Genomic DNA, 17,129 nt, shown 5'->3' with positions numbered 1-17,129 from the left:
CGGGCGGCCGGACGATGCGGTGGCACCGCGACGTCCCCGGGCTGCGGCAGGATATGCGGATGCCTCGGACGTGGTCAGGGAACAGCGGCTGGGCCCTCACCTACGCGCGCGACCGGCTCACGCTGGCCGTCGACGGCACCGTCGAGGAGCTCGTCGGCGCGGACGCCGCCCGGCTGCGCGTCGCGCGCCGGTGGAACGGGACCTGCCTCGTCCTGGAGCCGGCCGACGACGCGCCCCGCCGGCGCCTCACCGGTGTCGACCCGCGCGACGCGCGCGAGATCCGCGCGGCCGTCACGCGCATCGTCACCCGCGGGAAGCTCCGCGACGCCCTCGCGCTCGCCGCGCACCGCGAGCAGGTCTTCCACCGGCTGCTCGCCACCCGCGTCCGCAAGCAGCGGTGGATCGCCCACGACGACGCGGCCGCGATCCTCGCGGGCCTCCCCCGCCACGCCGACCTCCTCGCGCTGCTGAGCCCCACCGAGCGCGCGGACCTCCCCCGCCCCCTGTCCGCGGAGGAGCAGCGCGCCCTCGCGTTCCTCGCGCAGGACCACCTCGCGCGGGTGGGCGCCGCCAACGACGAGATCCTCCGCCGCGAGCTCATCGCCGGCCGCGAGTTCTTCGCCGAGGTCGAGCGGTCGCCGCTGACGGCGGAGCAGGCGCGCGCGGTGGTGTCGTACGACAACCGCGTCCGCGTCATCGCCGCGGCGGGCTCGGGCAAGACCTCGGTGATGGTGGCGCGCGCCGCCTACGCGCTCCGCCGCGGGCTCACGACCCCCGACCGCGTCCTCATGCTCGCCTTCAACGCCGACGCCGCGCGGGAGCTGCAGGAGCGCGTCGACACCCGGCTCGACGCGCTCGGCCTGCCCCGCGACGGCCTGCGCGCCGCCACCTTCCACTCGTTCGGGCTGTCGCTCATCGCCGAGGCGACCGGGCGCCGGCCGGCGATCGCCCCGTGGGTCGAGTCCGGCACGGACGTCGAGAAGGTCCAGGAGATCGTCGACCGGCTGCGCGACTCCGACCTCGGCTTCCGCTTCCGGTGGGACCTCTTCCGCCTGCTCTACGGCAAGGTCTCCGGAGCGCCCGAGGGCGGCGACCACGACAGCTACGACCCCGCGACCGGGGTCAGCGGCTTCGGGACCTACCGCGGCGAGACCGTCCGCAGCGAGGGCGAGCGCCTGGTGGCCGACTGGCTGTTCCTCAACGGCGTCGACTACCGCTACGAGCACCCGTACCCCCACAACGTCGCGGACCGCGCGCACGGGCGGTACGTCGCGGACTTCTACTACCCCGACGCCGACGTGTGGCACGAGCACTGGGCGCTGCGCGCCGACGGCACGGCGCCGTTCCGCGGCTACGCCGAGGCGATGGCGTGGAAGCGCCGCGTCCACGCCACGCACGGCACCGCGCTGATCGAGACCGAGTGGCACGCGATCCTCGACCACACCGGGTTCGAGGCGCTCGCGCGCGACCTCGAGAGCCACGGGCTCACGCTCGACTGGAACCCGGACCGGCCGATCCCCGGCGCGGAACCGCTCGAGCACGAGCGGCTCGCGCGCCTGGTCCGCACCTTCATGACGCACGTGAGGTCGGGCGCCCTCACGCGGGCCGCGCTCGAGGAGCGGCTCGCCTGCACGCCGGCCCTGGACACCCCGCGCACGCGGCTCTTCCTCGAGCTGTACTGGCGCATCCACGAGCGCTGGCAGGAGGAGCTCGCGGCGATCGACGCCGTGGACTTCGACGACATGCTGCGGCGCGCCGCCGAGCTCGTCGAGCGGGATCCGGGCCTCGCCCGCTGGGACCTCGTCATGGTCGACGAGTTCCAGGACACCAGCCGCGCCCGTGCCCGCCTCACCAGGGCGCTGCTCCGGGGCCGTGGCACGCACCTCCTCGCGGTGGGCGACGACTGGCAGGCCGTCAACCGCTTCGCCGGCGCGGACCTGTCCGTGATGACGGGCTTCTCCGCGTTCTTCGGGCCCGCGCTCACCCGCCGCCTGCAGACCACCTTCCGCACCTCGCAGACCGTCGCGGACGTCTCGAGCCGCTTCGTGTCCCGCAACCCCGCGCAGATCACCAAGACGGTGCGCGCGGCGCGCGGCCCGGGCGGTGCGCCGGTCGCCGTCGTCCGCGTCGAGAGGCACGATGCGCTCGCGGGGGCGATCGAGGCGCACCTGCGGCGGCTCGCGCGGGAGTCGCGCGGGACGGTCGACGTGCTCGGCCGGTACGGCTTCGATCGGAAGCTCGTGCCCACCGTGCAGCTCCCCGGCCTCGACGTGCGGTTCCGCACCGTGCATCGGTCCAAGGGGCTCGAGGCGGACCACGTGATCCTGCCGAACGTCACCACCGGCCGGTACGGCTTCCCCAGCTCCATCGTCGACGACCCGGTCCTCACGCTCGCGATGTCCGCGGGCGACGGCTTCCGGCACTCGGAGGAGCGCCGGCTGTTCTACGTGGCGCTCACCCGCGCGCGGCAGACCGTGACGGTGTTCACGGTCGCCGGCCGCGAGTCGCCGTTCGTGCTCGAGCTGCTCGAGGACCCGGACGTCGAGGTGCGAGGGACGAGCGGCGAGGCCGAGGAGGTGCGCGTGTGCGCGGGATGCGGCGAGGGCACGCTCGTGCGCCGCTCCGGCAGGCACGGCGACTTCTACGGCTGCAGCACGTTCCCCCGCTGCCGCGAGACGGCGCGGGTGCAACCCGCCGGCGGCACCTCGCGCTAGCACATCTACCAGGCGTCCTGCATGATCGGAGGGTGACGACTCAACGAGCGGTGCTCTACGACCGGACCGGCGGGCCGGAGGTGCTGCGCCTGGCCGAGGCGCCTGTGCCGGAGCCCGGCGCCGGCGAGGTCGTCGTCGACGTCCGCGCGGTGGGCCTCAACCCGTACGACTCGAAGGCCCGTGCGGGACTGGTCCCCCTCGACACCCCGTTTCCGCGGTCGCTCGGCGGCGACTTCGCCGGCGTGGTCCGCGCCGTCGGCGCCGGGGCGCGCTGCTGGGACGGCACGGCCCTCGTGCCCGGCGACGCGGTGCTCGGGTGGGGCGCCGGGACGCTGCGCGAGCACCTCGAGGTGCCGGCCGCGCACGTGGCACGGAAGCCCGACGGTGTGCCGTTCGAAGTCGCCGGCTCGCTCTCCACGCCGGGGCAGACCGCGAACGCCGCGATGGGCGTGCTCGACCCGGGCCGCGACGACGTGGTGCTGGTGAGCGCGGCCGCGGGAGCCGTCGGGTTCGTCTACTGCCAGCTCGCGATCGCGGCGGGCGCCGCCGTCGTCGGCACGGCCGGCCCGGCCAATCACGCGCGGCTACGCGACATCGGGGTGATCCCCGTCGAGTACGGCCCGGGTCTCGTCGACCGGGTGCGTGAGGTCGCCCCCGCGGGCATCACGGCGGTCCAGGACAACTTCGGCCGCGAGGCGGTCGACGCGGGGCTCGCACTGGGGGTCGCGCCGGACCGGATCTGCGCGATCGCGGACCGTGCCGCCGTCGCGGAGCTGGGTCTGAGGAGCCCCGGACGGTACGAGCGCCGGGCGGACGTGCTCGACCGGCTCGCCCGCATGGTCGCGGACGGCAGCCTGGTGCTTCCCGTCCAGCAGGTCTTCCCGCTCGACCGCGTCGGCGAGGCCTTCGCCCTGCTCGACACGCGCCACCTCCACGGCAAGGTGGTCGTCGCACCCTGAGGAGGCCGGCCGCGGCGCGGGCGATCCGCGCGGACCTCGCGCCCCGGGCCGCTACCCCGCCATCTCCTCCCGACGCCTGGCCGCCTCGACGTGCGCGGCGTCCGCGACGTAGCCCTCGAGGTGCCGCTCCGCCGGGCCGTCGTAGACGGACAGCGGCCGGATGAGGGCGTTGTCGGCGAGCTGCTCCTGGATGTGCGCGGTCCACCCGGCGATGCGCGAGGCCACGAACAGGGGCGTGAACAGCTCCGTGTCGAAGCCCATGAGGTGGTACGCCGGGCCCGAGGGGTAGTCGAGATTCGGGTAGATCCCCTTGCGTGCCACGAACTCGCCCTCGAGCGTGTCGTAGAGCGCGGCGATGTCGGGACGGCCGTGGTGCGCGACGAGCGTGTCGAGCGCGGCCTTCATGGTCGGCACCCGCGAGTCGCCGCGCTTGTAGACGCGGTGGCCGAAGCCCATGATCTTGCGCTTGTGGGCGAGCGCATCGTCCAGCCACGGCACGACGTTCTCCGCGGACCCGATCTCGTCGAACGTCCGCATCACGGCCTCGTTGGCGCCGCCGTGGAGCGGGCCCTTGAGCGCGCCGATCGCCGCGACGATCGCGCTGTAGTAGTCCGACAGGGTCGAGGTCACCACGCGAGCGGTGAAGGTCGATGCGTTGAACGAGTGCTCGGCGTAGAGCGTCATGGACACGTCGAAGGCCTGGCGGACCACCTCGTCGGGCTCCTCGCCGAACGTCATCCACAGGAAGTTCGCGGCGTAGCCGAGGTCCTCGCGCGGCGCGATCGCGGACAGGCCGCGCCGGTGACGCTGGATGTACGCGACGACCGCGGGGATCTTCGCGATGAGCCGGAGCGCCTTCGCGCGGATCTCGTCCGGGTCGTCGCTCCAGGCGGTCGGGTCCTCGCCGCCGATCACGCTCACCGCGGTGCGGACCACGTCCATGGGGTGGGTCGAGTCGGGCAGCCGCTCGATGACGCCTGTGAGCCTCGCGCCCAGCTCGCGGTTCGCGTGCTCGAGCGCCGCCGCGCGCTCACGCTCCTCCGGCGTGGGCAGGTCGCCGTTCCACAGCAGGTAGACCACGTCCTCGAACGAGCACATCGTCGCGAGCTCCTGCACCGGGTAGCCCCGGTACAGCAGCGAGTTGGTCTCGGCGTTGACCTTGGACACCGCGGTGCGGTCCGCGATCACGCCGACCAGGCCCTTCCTGATCTCGGTGCTGTCGCTCATGATCACTCCTTTGTGATGGCCGAGGTGGCGGTCGCGCGGGATCAGTCCCGCGCGACGGTGAAGGTGAAGACGTCCTCGTCGAAGTGCGCGTAGCCCTCGTAGTCGAGGAGGTCGTAGAGGTCCGCGCGGTGCTGCATGTCGCCCAGGCGCGCCGCGAGCGTGCCGTCCGCCTCGAGCGTCTCGAGGCCGCGCAGCGCGGCCCCCATCGCGAGACGCAGGAGCGACACGGGCCAGATGACCACGTTCACCCCGACGTCGCGCAGCCGGTCGACCGTGAACAGCTCGGACTTCCCGAACTCCGTCATGTTGGCGAGGATCGGCACGTCGACCGCCGCGCGCATCGCCTCGAACTCGTCGAGCGTCGCCATCGCCTCCGGGAAGATCGCGTCGGCGCCGGCGTCCACGAGCTCCTTGGCGCGCGTGACGGCGGCGTCGAGCCCCTCGACGCCGCGGATGTCGGTCCTCGCCATGACGAGGAGGTTCGGGTCGCGCCGCCCGTCGACCGCGGCCCGGATCCGCTTGAGCGCGGTGTCGCGGTCCACGACCTCCTTGCCGTCGAGGTGGCCGCAGCGCTTGGGGTTGACCTGGTCCTCGATGTGGAGGCCCGCGACGCCCGCGTCCTCCATCTCCTGGACGGTCCGCGCGACGTTCATCGGCTCGCCGAAGCCGGTGTCGGCGTCGACGAGCGTGGGCAGGTCCGTCATGCGCGCGATCTGCCGCGCGCGTCCGGCGACCTCGGTCAGCGTGGTGAGGCCGATGTCCGGCAGCCCCAGGTCCGCGGAGATGACGGCACCCGAGATGTACGCGCCGTCGAAGCCGCGACGCTCGATGAGCCGCGCCGACAGCGGGTTGAAGGCGCCGGGCATGCGGAGCAGCTCGCCGCTCGCGAGCCGGGCGCGGAACGCCTCGCGCTTCGCGGCGGCGGTCAGGGTCGAGTAGAGCATCGCGCCTCCTACAGCAGTCCCGCGGGCGCCGGGGCGGCCGCGCGGATCGGGTCCGGGACGGTGAAGGTGAGCTCGCCGAGCTCGGCGGTGGAGAGCTCGGGAAGCCGCTGCGCGACGTCGAGGAAGCGCGCGATCTCCGCCTCGTCGAGCACGCCTCCCGCGAGCGTGCGGAACTTGTGGACGTACTCCGCGCGTCCGAACGGCCGCGCGCCCAGCGGGTGGGCGTCAGCGACCGCGATCTTGTCGCGGAACACCGTGCCGTCCGTGAACGTCACCGCGATCGAGCCGCCGAACGCCTTCTCGGCCGGGTCGTTCGAGTGGTAGCGGCGCGTCCATTCGGGGTCCTCGGCGGTGACGATGCGGCGCCACAGGGCGACGGTGTCGGGGCGGGCGACGCGCACGGGTTCGTACGAGCCGCGGTGGTCGAAGGCGCCGTCCTGGAGCGCGACGGTGAAGATGTACGGCAGCGAATGGTCGAGGGTCTCGCGCGACGCGGCGGGGTCGTACTTCTCCGGGTCGCCGGACCCGGAGCCGATGACGTGATGCGTGTGGTGCGACGTCGCGAGCACGATGCGCGCGACGCGGTCCGGGTCCGCGATCTCCGGGTGCTCCCGGTGGAGCCGGCGGGCGAGGTCGATCCACGCCTGCGACTGGTACTCCGCCGAGTGCTCCTTCGTGTACGAGTCGAGGATCGCGCGGCGCGGCTCGCCCGGCTCGGGCAGCGGCACGAGGTACTCGTCGTCGAAGCCGCCGAGCATCCACGCGATCACGCCGTCCTCACCCTCGTAGATCGGGGTCGGCGAGGTCTCGCCGCGCATCGCACGGTCGACCGCCTCGACGGCGAGCTTGCCGGCCAGCGCGGGGGCATGCGCCTTCCACGACGAGATCTCCCCCTTGCGCGACTGGCGCGTCGCGGTGGTCGTGTGCAGTGCCTGGCCCACCGCCTGGAAGATCGTCTCCGCGTCCAGCCCCAGCATCGTGCCGATGCCGGCCGCGGCGGAGGGGCCCAGGTGAGCGACGTGGTCGATCTTGTGCCGATGCAGGCTGATCGCCTTGACCAGGTCGATCTGGATCTCGTAGCCCGTGACGATGCCGCGCAGCAGGTCGGCGCCCGTGAGGCCGCGCGCGGCGGCGTGCTGCGCCACCGCGACGATGGGAGGGATGTTGTCGCCCGGGTGCGAGTACTCCGCGGCGAGGAACGTGTCGTGGTAGTCGAGCTCGCGCACCGCGACGCCGTTGGCCCACGCCGCCCACTCGGCGCTCACGCGCGTCGCGAGCGGCTCTCCGAAGACCGTGGCGCCCGCGCCGCCGGCCGAGGCGCCGTGCGCCAGGGCCTGCGCCCGCGCCGCGGACGGCGCGCCTCGGGAGTACGAGGCGACCGCGACCGCGGCGTTGTCGATCACGCGGTTGACCACCATGTCGGCGACGTCGGGCGCCACGTCGACGGGGTCGATGGCGACCTCGGCGATGCGCCACGCGAGCTGCTCGCGGCGGGGCAGCGCCTCGGCGGACGTGTGGGCGCGGACGGAGTGGGTCTTCACTGACGGTGCTCCTCGGGGACGGGCTGGCGGTCGATCGTGCGCAGGATGCTGGCAAGGCTGCGGTGCAGGTGGAGCTCGGTCGCGTGCGCGGCCATGGTGGGCGCGCCCTCGATGATCGCGTCGAGGATCATGAGGTGCTCCTGGGTCGCCTCGCGCAGGCGCGCGGCGTCGTCGCTCGACAGGCGACGCAGGCGCGCCACGTGGGCTCGCACCCCGCGGAGGGCCGCGAGCAGATACGGGTTCGCCGCGGCGCGGTCGATCGCGGCGTCCATGCGGGCGACGAGGGCGTAGAACCCGGCTCGGGAACCGTCGTCGCCGAGGCGCTCCCCCGCCGCCCTCACCTCCTCGCGCAGCGCCTCGAAGACCGCGGGGTCGCGGCGCTGCGCGGCGAGGCTCGCGGCCTTGACCTCGAGCGCGGCGCGGATCTCGAACAGCTCGTGCACGTCGTCGAGCGACAGGCCGGCCACCACGAGGCCGCGGCCGCCGCGCGCCGCGACGAGCCCGTCGCCCTGCAGCCGGGACAGCGCCTCGCGCAGCGGCGTGCGCGACACGCCGAGGCGCTCGGACTGCTCGATCTCCGCGAGCGGCGCTCCCGGGGCGAGCGTGCCGTCGAGGATCTCCTCACGGAGCAGCTCGTACACACGCTCGCTGGTCCTCACGCCGCCTCCTCGCGCCTGTGCATACATCTCAGCATCCAACAGGCCGAAACTAACACCTCAGCAAGACTTCTGTATACAAAGATCGACCCTCTCCCCGCGCATCGCCGCGCGCTTCTCTCGACCGCCGCCCTCCGCGCGCCCGAGCGTGACACGGTGATGCGGGCCCCGCACAGGGAAGCGGCGCGGCCCCGCAGGACCGCGCCGCTCCCCTGTGATCAGGCCGCGTCAGGACGCGTCGAACAGGCCCTTCGCCTTGAAGTTGCCCTTGCCCGGAACGCCGTTGACGGCCTCCGTGCTCATGGCGAACTGGAGCGTCGCGTACGCGATCGCGTCCGTGTTGACGTCGAGCGCCTCCATGCTGAGGTTGTCGATCGTGTCGCACGCCGAGTGGTAGCACGGGTCGTACGACTCGCCCGCGACGCCGCCGTACAGCGCGGCCTCGTCCGCGGTCTTGACGCCCTCGGCGCCCGTGAACAGGCCGCCCGCCGGGATGCCGACGTCGATGAAGCCCGCGTAGTCGGAGCGTCCCGAGAACTCGGTCGCCTGGAACGGCAGCCCCGCCTCCGTGTAGAACTCCTCGAAGGTGGCCTCGATCACGTCGGATCCGGCCGGACCCTCGAGCCCGAACTCCGAGCCGTCGCCGTCGTAGATGCCGAACATGTAGTTGGGCGAGCCCACCATGTCGAAGTTGAGGTAGAGCGCGATGTCCTCGATCTCCTCGTCGGTGAGCGAGTACGCGTACTCGTACGAGCCGATCAGGCCGGACTCCTCCGCGCCCCACCAGGCGAAGCGCAGCTGGTTCTTGGTCTTGACCTTCGCCATCGCCTCCGCGACCTCGAGGATCGCGGCCGAGCCGGAGCCGTTGTCGTTGATGCCGGGCCCCTCGGGCACCGAGTCGAGGTGCGCGCCCGCCATCACGACGTTCGACGGGTCGCCCGTGGTGGACTCGGCGATCACGTTGGCGGTCTCACGCGTCTCCGTGAGGGCGTCCACGGTGAGCGTGATCTCGCCGCCGTCCTCGAGGAGCGCCGTCCCCACCTCGTACGAGGCGCCGACCACAGGGATCGACACGCCGAGCCCGCCGAGCGTGCCGGCGAAGTTCGAGGTGCGCCCGTCCTGGCCCTCGTTGAAGATCACCACGCCCACGGCCCCCGCCGCCTCGGCGTTCGCCGCCTTGAGGTAGAAGCTGCACGAGCCTCGCTGGATCACGGCGATGCTCCCGGGCGTGAAGGTGGCGAAGTCGTCGGCCTCGCAGCCCGAGGTCGACGAGTTGGCGTCGTCGCCCGGCGGGATCATGACGTCGACCGCCTCGGGCAGACCGATCGCCGTGCCCGACCCCGAGTACTCCATGGTCGCGAACCCGGGCTCGCCGAAGTACTCGTAGGCGACGGCGCCCTGCTCGAGGGAGGCCGGCGACAGCTCCTCGAAGTAGTCGAACGTGAACGGCTCGACGGAGACGACGTAGCCGGCCGCCTCCATCGTGTCGACGACGTAGTCGACCGAGGCGTCGTAGCCCGGGGTGCTCGACGCCCGCGTGCCGCCGTTGGCGTCGGCGATCGCCTGGAGCGCCTCGAGGTGCGCGAAGGTGCCGTCGCCGGACACGCATTCGAGCAGCTTGGCGGTGGTGTTGTTGACACGGCTGTCGCACGACTCCGGGCCCGCAGATGCGGCCGGCGCGGCCAGGATGGTCGCGCCGAAGGCCACGGTGATCATGCTCACCAGCTTCGTTCTGTGCATTTCCTCCCCATTTCTCACCTCAGCCGCGTTCGCAACCTATGCGCAGGTCCGCGGGCCGCGTCGGACATTTCTTGCGTTTCGCATGAATCATGCGCAAAGGTTCAACATTCCGGCGCCGGCGAAGCACGGAACGCGCGTCGCGACTCCACCCGGCGCATCGTCCCTGGCCTTGCTAGGTTTCGAGAGGGACGGGAGGAGGGCGGATGGCGGAGACCTCCGAGCGCGCACCCGTCAAGCTCTCGCTGCTCACCATGACGACGATGGTCGTCGGCACCATGGTCGGCGCTGGGGTGTTCACCCTCCCCCAGCGCTTCGCGGCGGCGACCGGCGTCACCGGCGCGCTGATCGCGTGGACCATCGCGGGCGCGGGCACGCTCACGCTCGCGCTGATGTTCCAGGCGCTGTCCAACCGCAAGCCCGAGCTCGACGCGGGCATCTACGCGTACGCGAAGGCCGGCTTCGGCGAGTACCTGGGCTTCTTCTCGGCCTTCGGGTACTGGGCGACCACGTGCGTGGGCAACGTCGCCTTCTGGGTGCTCATCATGTCGACGCTCGGCGGGCTCTTCCCCGCGCTGGGCGACGGCGACACCATCCTCGCGGTCGCGCTGTCGAGCGCGGGCCTGTGGGGCTTCTACGTGCTCGTGCGCCAGGGCGTGCGGGAGGCCGCGGCCATCAACCGCATCGTCACCTTCGCCAAGCTCGTGCCGATCCTGGTCTTCATCGCGATCGCGCTGTTCTACGTCGACCCGCAGGTGTTCCTCGACAACATGTCGGGCCCGAGCGACGCGCCGTTGTTCGAGCAGGTGCGCGCCACGATGCTGGTGATGGTCTTCGTGTTCCTCGGCGTGGAGGGCGCGAGCGTCTACTCGCGGCACGCGAAGCGTCGCCGGGACGTGGGACGCGCGACCGTGCTCGGCTACCTCAGCGTGTTCGCGATCTTCGCCTCCGTGACCATGGTGTCGTACGGCATCATGCCCGTCGCGGAGATGGCGGAGCTGCGCCAGCCGTCGATGGCCGGCGTGCTCGAGGCCGCCGTCGGCGGTTGGGGCTCGGTGTTCGTGAGCGTCGGGCTCATCGTGTCGATCCTGGGCGCGTACCTCGCCTGGACGATGATCGCGGCGGAGCTGCTGTTCGTGGCGGCCAAGGACGGCGACATGCCCCGCTTCCTCGCGCGCCAGTCCGCGCGCGACGTGCCCGTCGCGGCGCTGCTCACGACCTCGTGGCTCACCCAGGCGATGGTGCTCGTGGTGCTGGTGTCCGCGGACGCCGTGAACTTCATGGTCGACCTCACGAGCGCGCTGTCGCTCATCCCGTTCCTCTTCGCCGCCGGCTACCTGCTCAAGATCGCCGCGACGCGCGACGGGTACCCCGTGGTGCGCGAGAGACGGCGCGAGCTCGCGCTCGGGGTGCTGGCCACCGCGTACGTGGTGTTCCTGCTCTTCGCGGCCGGGCTGACGTTCGTGCTGGTGTCCTCGATCATCTACGCGCCCGCGTCGATCCTGTTCATCATGACGCGGCGCGAGCAGGGGCGCCGGTGGTTCAGCCCCCGCGAGCTGATCATCCTGGCGGTGTCGCTCGTGGCGGCCGTCGTCGGGGCGGTCGGGCTCGCCACGGGATGGCTCACCATCTAGGCGTGCCTCAGACCTCCGTGTCGGGGATCCCGCCGTCGATCGCCGGCCCGAGCTTCGGGGGCCGGTAGCGCTCGTCCCCGTCGTACCGTGCGCGCGCCGACCGCGCGAGCGTCTGATCCCACGGGGCCTTCACCAGGATGTCGCGGTCGAACGGCGGCCAGCGCGTGAAGAAGAAGCCCACGCGTCCGACGCCGATCGTGCCCGTGAGCTCGTTCCCAGGCAGCTCGCCCAGATCCACGGAGAGGCCCTGGCTCACGGCCTTCGCCCCCATCCAGCGCAGGGTGATGTCGGAGAGCCCCGGATCCGGGCTGCCGCCCCCGACGTTCGCGTGACCGCCGGCGAACCACACCTGCTCGACCACCTGGCCCGGCGCGGCCTGGCGGACCTTCCACAGCGTCGGCGTGAACGTCTTGCGCTGCTCGTCGATCGCGAGCGCCTGGAACGCGGACCTCACCGTCGAGGACAGGTCGGTGTCGTGGAAGCTCCACCGCTCGTTGAACTTCTTGACCCAGCTCCAGTCGAGGCCGGGGATGCCCAGCGAGCCGACCGTGTCGAAGACTCCGATGAACCGGACGCCGAAGTCGGGGTACGAGTGCTCCTCGCGGAACCTGCGCGCCTCCTCGCCCGACGGCGTGGTCGACGTCCGCCAGTCGCGGTACAGCCGGTAGGCCGCGTCGACCTCGTCGCGGTGCTCGGGGCGGAGCACGCCGGCGTTGCGGATGAAGCCCGCGAGGCTGCGCGCCGTGTACGCGCCGCGGCTGTAGCCGAACAGGTAGACGTCGTCCCCGGGCTCGTAGTGGTCGACGATGTGCCGGTACCCCTCGCGGACGTTGGCCGACAGGCCCCAGCCGAAGGCCCCGCCCAGCAGCTGGGTGAGGCGCGCGCCGCCGACACCGACGCCCTTGACGTAGCCGACCTCCTGCGCGACGCCGTCCGCGCCGATCCTGGGGATCGCGTCGTCGAGCTTCGCGATGTTGGTCAGGTTCTTCTGGTCGTGCTTGCTCCAGGTGCCGTCGCACAGCACCACGATGCGTTTGGCCACGATGCCTCCCCCCGAAAACCGCGCCTCGTCCCAGCACACGCCTGCCAGGGGGAACTGTCAAACGGTGGGCGCGGCTCAGGCGCGATCGGGAAGCGCGAGCGTGTGGTCGGTGCGGTCGACCTTGGCGGCGAGGTAGCGCGCGTTCGCGGCGGTGACGTGCACGCCGGTCGGGACGCGCTCGTCGACGTCGACGCCGAGCAGCTCGAGCTGCGCCGCCTTGTCCGGGTTGTTGCTCAGCAGCCGGATCCGCTCGACGCCGACGGCGCGGAGCATCTGGGCCGCAGGCGCGTAGTCGCGCTCGTCCTCGCCGTGTCCGAGCGCGACGTTCGCCTCGTACGTGTCGAGCCCGGCGTCCTGCAGCGCGTACGCGTCGAGCTTCGCGTACAGCCCGATGCCGCGGCCCTCCTGGCGCAGGTACAGCAGGATCCCGCCCTCGTCGGCGATCCGCTCGACGGCCTCGCGCAGCTGCGGTCCGCAGTCGCACCGCTCGGAGCCCAGCACGTCCCCGGTGAGGCACTCCGAGTGCGGCCGCACCAGCGGCGCCTCGCCCCCGGCCGCCGCGCGGGCCAGGGCCCCCTCCCAGTCGCCGAGGCCGATCGCGAGGTGCTCGCGCCCGTCGACGAGGTCGTCGAAGGTCATGACGCGCCCCGTGGTCGCATAGCCGTCCGGGAACCGCAGCGGCACCGTCACGGCGGTGCGGAGCTCGGCGGCGGGCGGGTCCAGCGGACGGTCGGACGATGCGTCGGCGGGGCGGCCGGATGCCGCGGCACCGCGGCGGCTCGGGCAGATCGCGGTCATGGGTCCTCCTCGGGCGGGCGCGCACGCGCGCGGTTGGATGACGCAACAACCATCATCGGCGGGCGATTCCCGGCACCCCGCGCGCCGGTTTGCGCCCCGGGACTGCAACCGCTTACATTGGGCGGGACCCCGCGAGGCTCGACGGCGCGCACGCGGGTTCCTTCGTGCCCGAGAGCCGGGCCGGAAGCGAATGAGAGGACACCGTGGCCCCCACCGACGCACGCGACCAGGAGTGGTGGCGGTCCTCCGTCATCTACCAGATCTACCCCCGCTCGTTCGCGGACTCGAGCGGCACCGGCGTGGGCGACCTGCGCGGCATCACGGAGCGCCTCGGCTCGCTCGCGGACCTCGGCGTCGACGCGATCTGGCTGTCGCCGTTCTACCGCTCCCCGCAGCGCGACGCAGGCTACGACGTGTCGGACTTCCGCGACGTCGACCCGCTGTTCGGCACGCTCGACGACTTCGACGCGATGGTGGCGCGCGCCCACGAGCTGGGCCTGCGCGTGATCGCGGACATCGTCCCCAACCACTCGAGCTCCGACCACCCGTGGTTCCAGGCGGCGCTCGCGGCGGCGCCCGGCTCCCCCGAGCGCGCGCGCTACATGTTCCGCGACGGCAAGGGTGAGAACGGCGAGCTGCCCCCCAACAACTGGGAGTCGGTCTTCGGCGGCCCCATGTGGACCCGCGTGACCGAGGCCGACGGCACGCCCGGCCAGTGGTACCTGCACATCTTCGACTCGTCGCAGCCCGACTTCAACTGGGAGCTCGAGGAGGTGCGGGCCGAGTTCGACGACGTCCTGCGCTTCTGGCTCGACCGCGGCGTCGACGGCTTCCGCGTCGACGTGGCGCACGGCCTCATCAAGGCGGACGGGCTGCCCGACTTCGTCCAGGCGGACGACGAGGCGTCGATGGGCGGCGGCGCCGCGACCCAGTCGCCGTACTGGGCCCAGGACGGCGTCCACGAGGTGTGGCGCCGGTGGCGCCGCATCGTCGACGAGTACGAGGGCGACCGCATCCTCGCGGCCGAGGCCTGGGTCTACCCGCTCGACTTCATGGCCAACTGGGTGCGTCCCGACGAGATGCACCAGACCTTCAACTTCGGCTACATGGAGACCGGCTGGGACGCGGACGCGCTGCGCAAGGTCGTCGACGACTCGATCGCGACCTTCGCCGCGGTCGGCGCCCCGTCGACCTGGGTGCTGTCGAACCACGACATGATCCGCCACGCCACCCGCCTGTCGCTCGGCGAGGACACCCCGCAGGGCCACGGCGTCGGCCCCGAGTCCCCGGGCCTGCCCGACATCGACGAGGGCATCCGCCGCGCCCGTGCCGCCTCGCTGCTCATGCTGTCGCTGCCCGGCGGCGCGTACCTCTACCAGGGCGAGGAGCTCGGCCTGCCCGAGGCCGTCGACATCCCCGGCCACGCGCGCCAGGACCCGACGTGGCACCGCACCGAGGGCGAGCGCTACGGCCGCGACGGCTGTCGCGTGCCGCTGCCGTGGGAGGCCGATGCGCCGGCCTACGGCTTCTCCCCGAGCGGCGACGCGTGGCTCCCCCAGCCCGAGGTGTACGGAGTGCTCGCGCGCGACGCCCAGCTCGGCACCGAGGGCTCGACCCTCGAGATGTACCGCACCGCGCTGCGCCTGCGCCGCGAGCTCGGCCTCGGCACCGGCACCGGCGGCGTGACGTGGGACGAGACCCCCGCGGGCGTGCTCGCCCACCGCGTCGGCGACGTCCACGTCGTCGCCAACGTCAGCGGCGACCCGTTCCCGGTCGAGGGCGAGGTGCTGGTCGCGTCGCACGCGCTCGAGGACGGCATGCTGCCCGCGGACGCGACGATCTGGGTGCGCGTGCCCGAGTAGGATTCCCGCAGGATTGCGGTCGGCCGCCCCGGGAACCGGGGCGGCCGACACGGACGGAAGGAGCCGATGGTGGCGACGATCCAACGGGTCGCCGAGCTGGCCGGCGTGTCCACCGCGACCGTGTCGCGCGCGCTCGCAGGCAAGTCCACCGTCTCCGAGGCCACCCGGCTCAAGGTCGAGGAGGCCGCCCGGTCGCTCGGCTACGTCGCGTCCGCCAACGCATCGTCCCTCGCCTCGGGCCGCACCCGGAACGTCGGCATCGTCATGCCGTACCTGGGCAGCTGGTACTACGCGAGCGTCCTCAAGGGCGCGCACCGCGCGCTCGCCGACGCGGGCTACGACCTCACGCTCTACCACCTCGAGGACACCGACCGGCATCCCGAGCGCCGCCGCCGGCTGTTCTCCGAGTTCCTCGGTCGCAAGCGCGTCGACGCGTTCATCGCGGTCTCTCTCGAGCTCACCGACGAGGAGCTCGACCGGATCCACGACCTGGGCAAGCCGATGGTCGGCCTCGGCGGCCCGCTGCGCGGCGTCACCACGCTCAGCCTCGACGACCGGGCCGTGGCGAACCTGGCCACCTCCCACCTCACGTCGCTGGGCCACCGCCGCATCGCGTTCATCGGCGGCTCCGAGGGCTTCAACCTCGACTTCCACCTGCCGGCCCGCCGGCGCGAGGGCTACGAGGACGCGCTCACCGCCGCCGGCATCGAGCTCGACCCGGCGCTGCGCCTCGACGGCGACTTCACCATCGAGGGCGGCCACCAGGCCGCGCTGCAGATCCTCGGCGACCCCCGCCGCCGTCCCACCGCCATCTTCGCCGCGTCGGACGAGATGGCCATCGGCGCGATCCTCGCGGCCCGCTCCCTGGGCCTGCGCGTGCCGGAGGACCTGTCGGTGATCGGCATCGACGGCCACGAGCTGGGCACGTTCTTCGGGCTCACCACCGTGGACCAGCGGCCGGTCGAGCAGGGCCGCCTCGCCGCGGAGCTGCTGCTCGCCGAGCTGCGCCCGCAGGGCCCGCACGAGCACACCGCGCGCGAGCTGCCCTACGACCTCACGGTGCGGCGCTCGACCGCCGTCGCGCCCGGGCGCCATGACTGACCTCGACGTGCTCGTGGTCGGGCCCACGAGCGAGAACCAGATCGTCCTGCTCGACGAGCTCCCGCGCCCCGAGCCGCACACGGTCTTCGCGCGCTCCTCGACCACCGCGCTCGGCGGCACCTCCGCCGGCAAGGCCCTCCACCTCGTCGACCGCGGAGTCGGCACGCTGCTCCTCACCACGCAAGGGGACGATGCGACGGGCCAAGGCCTCATGGACGCGCTGCGGGGCTGCGGCGTCGACGTGCGGGCCGCGCGGACCGACGGCCCGACCGAGCGCCACCTCAACCTCATGTCCGCGCGCGGCGAGCGGGTCTCCATCTACCTCCAGGCCGCCGGCGAGCTCCCCGACGAGGAGCTGCGGCGCGCCCGCGCCACCGCGCGCGAGGCGCTCGGCCAGGTGCGCGCGGTGTTCCTCGACCTCGCCGACCTTTCGCGCCGCCTCATCCCGGAGGTGACGGCGCTCGCGCACGAGGTGTGGGTCGACCTCCACGACTACGACGGCGAGGAGGCCTTCCACCGGCCGTTCCTCGAGGCGGCGGACGTGGTGCTGATGAACGGCGACCGGATCCAGGCGCCGTCGACCTACCTCCGCGGGCTCGTGGCGGACGGCAAGACGCTCGCGGTCTGCACGCTGGGCGCGCGCGGCGCGATCGCGGTCGGGCCCGACGGCTCGTTCGCGCGGGTCGAGGCGCCCCAGGTCGACGTGGTCGACCCCAACGGCGCGGGCGACGCCTTCGCCGCGGGCGTGATGTCGCACGCGCTGCGCGTGGGCGGCGCGGCGGCGCTCACGGGCGACGCGCTGTGGGAGGCGCTCGAGGCGGGATCCGCGCAGGCCGTCCGCGCGATCACGAGCCGCCAGCTGTCGCCGCTGCTCGACGCCCCGCGCCCCGCGCGGTAGCCGGGACGCCGCCGGG

Annotated in this window: 13 protein-coding genes; 6 read left to right on the top strand and 7 right to left on the bottom strand. The window is 72.9% G+C overall.

What is annotated here, in order from left to right; all coding sequences use genetic code 11:
* Positions 1-59: 59 nt before the first annotated feature.
* A complete protein-coding gene (locus AOM07_RS04025) occupies positions 60-2,714 on the top strand; it encodes a UvrD-helicase domain-containing protein (RefSeq protein ID WP_062311520.1) in 2,655 nt (884 codons plus the stop codon).
* A gap of 32 nt (positions 2,715-2,746) precedes the next feature.
* Positions 2,747-3,673 (top strand): NADP-dependent oxidoreductase, encoded by a 927-nt coding sequence (locus tag AOM07_RS04020; protein ID WP_156171785.1) that lies wholly within the window; start codon positions 2,747-2,749, stop codon positions 3,671-3,673.
* Between the two features lie 51 nt (positions 3,674-3,724).
* Here AOM07_RS04020 and AOM07_RS04015 read toward each other — a convergent pair whose 3' ends face one another.
* From AOM07_RS04015 to AOM07_RS03995, 5 genes are all read right to left on the bottom strand, one after another.
* Entirely contained in the window at positions 3,725-4,900 is a 1,176-nt protein-coding gene (locus AOM07_RS04015; RefSeq protein WP_062311518.1) for a bifunctional 2-methylcitrate synthase/citrate synthase, read from the bottom strand.
* Between the two features lie 41 nt (positions 4,901-4,941).
* Positions 4,942-5,844 (bottom strand): methylisocitrate lyase, encoded by a 903-nt coding sequence (gene prpB, locus AOM07_RS04010; RefSeq protein WP_062311517.1) that lies wholly within the window; start codon positions 5,842-5,844, stop codon positions 4,942-4,944.
* Between the two features lie 8 nt (positions 5,845-5,852).
* The gene (locus AOM07_RS04005; protein WP_062311516.1) at positions 5,853-7,385 is read right to left on the bottom strand and encodes an MmgE/PrpD family protein; all 1,533 of its coding nucleotides are present in this window, start codon (positions 7,383-7,385) and stop codon (positions 5,853-5,855) included.
* Positions 7,382-8,044 (bottom strand): GntR family transcriptional regulator, encoded by a 663-nt coding sequence (locus tag AOM07_RS04000; protein ID WP_062298841.1) that lies wholly within the window; start codon positions 8,042-8,044, stop codon positions 7,382-7,384. Before AOM07_RS04000 ends, AOM07_RS04005 begins: the two co-directional genes overlap by 4 nt.
* Positions 8,045-8,269: 225 nt before the next feature.
* Positions 8,270-9,781, bottom strand: a complete 1,512-nt coding sequence (locus AOM07_RS03995; RefSeq protein ID WP_062311515.1) for a M28 family metallopeptidase — start codon at positions 9,779-9,781, stop codon at positions 8,270-8,272.
* Positions 9,782-9,984: 203 nt separating this feature from the next.
* Here AOM07_RS03995 and AOM07_RS03990 point away from each other — a divergent pair, with 203 nt between their 5' ends.
* Positions 9,985-11,412, top strand: coding sequence for a basic amino acid/polyamine antiporter (locus AOM07_RS03990; protein WP_062311514.1), 1,428 nt, complete (start codon positions 9,985-9,987; stop codon positions 11,410-11,412).
* A 7-nt stretch (positions 11,413-11,419) separates the two neighbouring features.
* Here the strand turns inward: AOM07_RS03990 and AOM07_RS03985 are convergent, their stop codons facing one another.
* Positions 11,420-12,454 (bottom strand): T6SS phospholipase effector Tle1-like catalytic domain-containing protein, encoded by a 1,035-nt coding sequence (locus AOM07_RS03985; RefSeq protein WP_062311513.1) that lies wholly within the window; start codon positions 12,452-12,454, stop codon positions 11,420-11,422.
* A gap of 75 nt (positions 12,455-12,529) precedes the next feature.
* A complete protein-coding gene (locus tag AOM07_RS03980; RefSeq protein ID WP_082227170.1) occupies positions 12,530-13,252 on the bottom strand; it encodes a GTP cyclohydrolase II in 723 nt (240 codons plus the stop codon).
* 203 nt (positions 13,253-13,455) lie between these two features.
* Between AOM07_RS03980 and AOM07_RS03975 the strand changes: the two genes are divergently transcribed.
* From AOM07_RS03975 to AOM07_RS03965, 3 genes are all read left to right on the top strand, one after another.
* Positions 13,456-15,114, top strand: coding sequence for a glycoside hydrolase family 13 protein (locus AOM07_RS03975; RefSeq protein ID WP_062311512.1), 1,659 nt, complete (start codon positions 13,456-13,458; stop codon positions 15,112-15,114).
* Positions 15,115-15,183: 69 nt separating this feature from the next.
* A complete protein-coding gene (locus tag AOM07_RS03970; protein WP_174441908.1) occupies positions 15,184-16,215 on the top strand; it encodes a LacI family DNA-binding transcriptional regulator in 1,032 nt (343 codons plus the stop codon).
* Complete coding sequence (locus AOM07_RS03965) at positions 16,208-17,113, top strand: carbohydrate kinase family protein (protein ID WP_062311510.1); 906 nt, start codon at positions 16,208-16,210, stop codon at positions 17,111-17,113. Before AOM07_RS03970 ends, AOM07_RS03965 begins: the two co-directional genes overlap by 8 nt.
* Positions 17,114-17,129: the final 16 nt, after the last annotated feature.

Origin of the sequence: Demequina rhizosphaerae, assembly GCF_000971255.1 — a bacterium.
Taxonomy (GTDB): Bacteria; Actinomycetota; Actinomycetes; order Actinomycetales; family Demequinaceae; genus Demequina; species Demequina rhizosphaerae.
Note: the sequence above shows the minus strand (reverse complement) of the source record. Positions and strands in the feature narration are given on the sequence as shown.

Bases quoted from the DNA above. Each gene is read 5' to 3' on its own strand.
- AOM07_RS03965 (WP_062311510.1), top strand. From the start codon at position 16,208: ATGACTGACCTCGACGTGCTCGTGGTCGGGCCCACGAGCGAGAACCAG.
- prpB (WP_062311517.1), bottom strand. From the start codon at position 5,844: ATGCTCTACTCGACCCTGACCGCCGCCGCGAAGCGCGAGGCGTTCCGC.
- AOM07_RS03995 (WP_062311515.1), bottom strand. From the start codon at position 9,781: ATGCACAGAACGAAGCTGGTGAGCATGATCACCGTGGCCTTCGGCGCG.
- AOM07_RS04025 (WP_062311520.1), top strand. From the start codon at position 60: ATGCCTCGGACGTGGTCAGGGAACAGCGGCTGGGCCCTCACCTACGCG.
- AOM07_RS03990 (WP_062311514.1), top strand. From the start codon at position 9,985: ATGGCGGAGACCTCCGAGCGCGCACCCGTCAAGCTCTCGCTGCTCACC.
- AOM07_RS04015 (WP_062311518.1), bottom strand. From the start codon at position 4,900: ATGAGCGACAGCACCGAGATCAGGAAGGGCCTGGTCGGCGTGATCGCG.
- AOM07_RS03980 (WP_082227170.1), bottom strand. From the start codon at position 13,252: ATGACCGCGATCTGCCCGAGCCGCCGCGGTGCCGCGGCATCCGGCCGC.